This is a genomic window from Microbacterium sp. (assembly GCF_031178525.1).
In the GTDB taxonomy this organism is placed as follows: domain Bacteria; phylum Actinomycetota; class Actinomycetes; order Actinomycetales; family Microbacteriaceae; genus Microbacterium.
The window spans coordinates 1-3,314 of the sequence record NZ_JAPSJA010000260.1 but is presented as its reverse complement, the minus strand read 5'-3'; the positions used below and the strand labels follow the sequence as shown (position 1 = coordinate 3,314).

The window sequence follows — 3,314 nt, the reverse complement described above, 5'->3', positions numbered from 1 at the left end:
CGCGGCGCGCTGCCGTCGCGGTGCGCGGCTGCCGTGCGGGTCAGTCGACCAGGTCGTGGCGCACGATGACGGCGTCGCGGCCGGGGCCGACGCCGATGACCGAGATGCGCGTGCCGCTCATCTTCTCCAGCGCCAGCACGTAGTCCTGCGCGTTCTGCGGCAGGTCCTCGAACGTCCGCGCGGTGGAGATGTCCTCGTGCCAGCCGGGGAAGCTCTCCAGGATCGGCTTCGCGTGGTGGAAGTCGGTCTGGTTCACCGGCAGCTCGTCGAAGCGCCGGCCGTCGACGTCGTACGCGACGCAGACCGGGATCTCGTCGAGCCCGGTCAGGATGTCGAGCTTGGTCAGGACGAGATCGGTGATGCCGTTCACGCGGGTCGCGTAGCGCGTGATGGGGGCGTCGTACCAGCCGACGCGGCGCGGGCGGCCGGTCGTGGTGCCGAACTCGAACCCGCGCGCGCGCAGCCAGTCGCCCTGCTCGTCGAACAGCTCGGTCGGGAACGGACCCGACCCGACGCGCGTCGTGTACGCCTTCACGATGCCGACGATGCGGTCGAGGCGCCCCGGGCCCACGCCGGATCCCGTCGAGGCGCCGCCCGCGGTCGCGGACGACGAGGTCACGAACGGGTAGGTGCCGTGGTCGACGTCGAGCATGGTCGCCTGGCCGCCCTCGAACACGACGACCTCGCCCGCGGCGAGCGCGTCGTTCAGCAGCAGACCCGTATCGCACACCATGGGCCGCAGGCGCTCGGCGTACGACAGCAGGTCCTCGAGGATCTCGTCGACCGTGATGGCGCGGCGGTTGAACACCTTGACCAGCAGGTGGTTCTTCTGGTCGAGTGCACCCTCGATCTTCTGGCGCAGGATCGACTCGTCGAACAGGTCCTGAGCCCGGATGCCGACGCGGTTGATCTTGTCGGCGTAGGCGGGGCCGATGCCGCGGCCGGTCGTGCCGATCTGGCGCTTGCCGAGGAAGCGCTCGGTGACCTTGTCGAGCGTGCGGTGATAGTGCGTGATGAGGTGCGCGTTGGCGCTCACGCGGAGCTTCGACACGTCGATGCCGCGCGCCGACAGCGCGTCGAGCTCGGCGAACAGCACCTCGAGGTCGACGACCACGCCGTTGCCGATCACGGGCGTCACGCCCGGCGACAGGATGCCCGAGGGCAGCAGGTGCAGCGCGTACTTCTCGTCGCCGATCACGACCGTGTGGCCGGCGTTGTTGCCGCCGTTGAACTTGACGACCCAGTCGGTGCGGTCGCCGAGGAGGTCTGTGGCCTTGCCCTTGCCCTCGTCGCCCCACTGGACGCCGACGATCACGATTCCTGGCATGGGTTTCCCCTTGTCTTTTCTCGAGCCCGCCGAGCCGTGCGCCCGCGGCCTCTGCGCCCAAGACCTCTCTCCCGCTCTTCGGGCTGCGTTCTGGGCCGCGACCAGTCTATCGACGGGCTCGGCCCATCCCGGGCAGATCCCCTTCCCGCCGCGCGTGCTGACACGGACCCACCGCGATGAGCTCGAGGGCCGCCATGGCCGGGCACGGTGGCCGAGCGGTCAGCCGCCGACGGCGGACAGGCCCGCGGCGAGCGCGAAGCCGAGCACGGTGGCGATGCCCGCCACGTCCTCGGCGCGCTTCTGTGCCTCGGGGATCATCGAGTCGACGAGCATCACGAGCAGCGCTCCCGCCGCGAACCCGCTGAGCCCCGCCTGCATGCCGGGTGTCGCCACATCGGCGAGCGCCCATCCGGCAACGGTCGCGAGGGCGCACACTGCCGCGACCCCCGTCCACAGCAGCACCACGCGCCTGCGCGTGACGCCTCCCTCCAGCAGGTCGGCGGAGGATCCCACCGACTCGGGCAGATTCGACACGAAGATGGCGACGACGAGGGCGACGCTCACCCCGCCCCCGCCTGCGAGGCCGAAGCCGAGCACGAGCTGCTCGGGGACGCCGTCGAGCAGGGCGCCGAGCGCGAGCGGGACACCCGCGGCCGCCCCGCCGCCGGCCCGGGACGCCCAACGTTCGACGAGGCGGTCGGCGGTGAAGTAGACCGCCGCCCCCAGTGCGACGCCCACCGCGAGCGGGATCGGACCGCCGATCTCGAGGCCGTCCTCCCACAGCTCGAACGCGATGCTCGCGATCAGGGCGCCCGCGCCGAAGCCGAGCACGACGCCGATCAGACGGTCGGGCCAGCGCCGCAGCCCCGCGAGCACGGCACCGAGGACGAGGGGAGCCGCACCGACTATGCCCCACAGCAGGCTCGGGATCACCCCCTCAGTATGTCCGCCTCAGCGCGCGACCCGACTCTCCTCCCCGAGCGACGCGGCGACGGAGCATGATGGAGGCATGTCGACGAACAGCGCACCCACGACCAACCGCACCGCCTGGGCCGCCTTCTGGGTGGGGCTGATCGGCCTGATCCTCATGCCGATCCCGCTGTTCATCGGCCTCGTGCTCGGCGGCGGGCTCTCGCTCGTCGCCGCCGTGCTCGTGGTGATCGCGCTGCTCAAGGGCCTGAGCCGTCAGGGCAGGGGCATCGCACCGGTGGTCTTCGCCGGCGTCTTCGTCGCCCTCACCTGGGCCGGCATCTCGGTCGGCGGCGGCATCATCTGGTGATCCCGCCCACGGGCGAGCCCGTGCGCTGGTGAGCTCCACCGGCGGGTGAGGCGCGTGCGCGGCCGGGCCGCGGACATCCGCGGGCCCGACCGCGGCCGCCGTGCGGTGCCGCGGCCGGGCGGATGCGTCAGTCCTTGGACGCCCGCGTTGCCTGCGCCTCCTCCTCGGGCGTGTAGCCGCTGTGCAGGTGCACGGGCGTGGCGGCCGCGCCCGTGCGCTTGCGACGGCGGCGCGTGGCCGCGAGGTTCAACGCCTCGACGAAGATCGCGAACGCCATGGGGCCGTAGATGAAGGCCTTGTCGATGTGGACGCCGAAGCCCTCGGCCACGAGGAACACGCCGATCAGCAGCAGGAACGCCAGCGCCAGCATCTTCACCGTGGGGTGGTTGTTGACGAAGGTGAAGATGTGCTTCGCGGCGAACAGCATGAGGGCGAACGACAGCACGACGACCGTGATGATCACCAGCAGGTTGTTGGTCATGCCGACCGCGGTGATGACCGAGTCGAGCGAGAACACCAGGTCGAGCGCCAGGATCTGCGCCAGCACCGCACCGAACGTGGCCTTCGCGGCGCCGCCGGCGCCGTGGTCGTCCTCGCCCTCGAGCCGGTGGTGGATCTCCGTCACGGCCTTGTAGACGAGGAACAGGCCGCCGACGATCAGGATCAGCTCGCGCCCGGAGAAGTCGAGCTCGCCGATCGAGAACAGCG

At 71.2% G+C, this 3,314-nt stretch carries 3 protein-coding genes and 1 pseudogene; 1 reads left to right on the top strand and 3 read right to left on the bottom strand.

Annotated features, from left to right (window positions below):
• Window positions 1-40 precede the first annotated feature (40 nt).
• Both RIF89_RS12765 and RIF89_RS12760 read right to left on the bottom strand, forming a co-directional pair.
• Window positions 41-1,327 carry an adenylosuccinate synthase gene (locus tag RIF89_RS12765; RefSeq protein ID WP_309069476.1) on the bottom strand — a complete coding sequence of 429 codons (1,287 nt, stop codon included), beginning with the start codon at window positions 1,325-1,327 and terminating at the stop codon, window positions 41-43.
• A 219-nt stretch (window positions 1,328-1,546) separates the two neighbouring features.
• Window positions 1,547-2,260, bottom strand: a complete 714-nt coding sequence (locus tag RIF89_RS12760; RefSeq protein ID WP_309069475.1) for a hypothetical protein — start codon at window positions 2,258-2,260, stop codon at window positions 1,547-1,549.
• Between the two features lie 76 nt (window positions 2,261-2,336).
• On the opposite strand from RIF89_RS12760, the gene RIF89_RS12755 reads away from it, so the two are divergent.
• Window positions 2,337-2,606 carry a hypothetical protein gene (locus tag RIF89_RS12755; RefSeq protein WP_309069474.1) on the top strand — a complete coding sequence of 90 codons (270 nt, stop codon included), beginning with the start codon at window positions 2,337-2,339 and terminating at the stop codon, window positions 2,604-2,606.
• A gap of 127 nt (window positions 2,607-2,733) precedes the next feature.
• Here RIF89_RS12755 and RIF89_RS12750 read toward each other — a convergent pair.
• Window positions 2,734-3,314: pseudogene (locus RIF89_RS12750) on the bottom strand (TerC family protein); the annotation flags it as partial.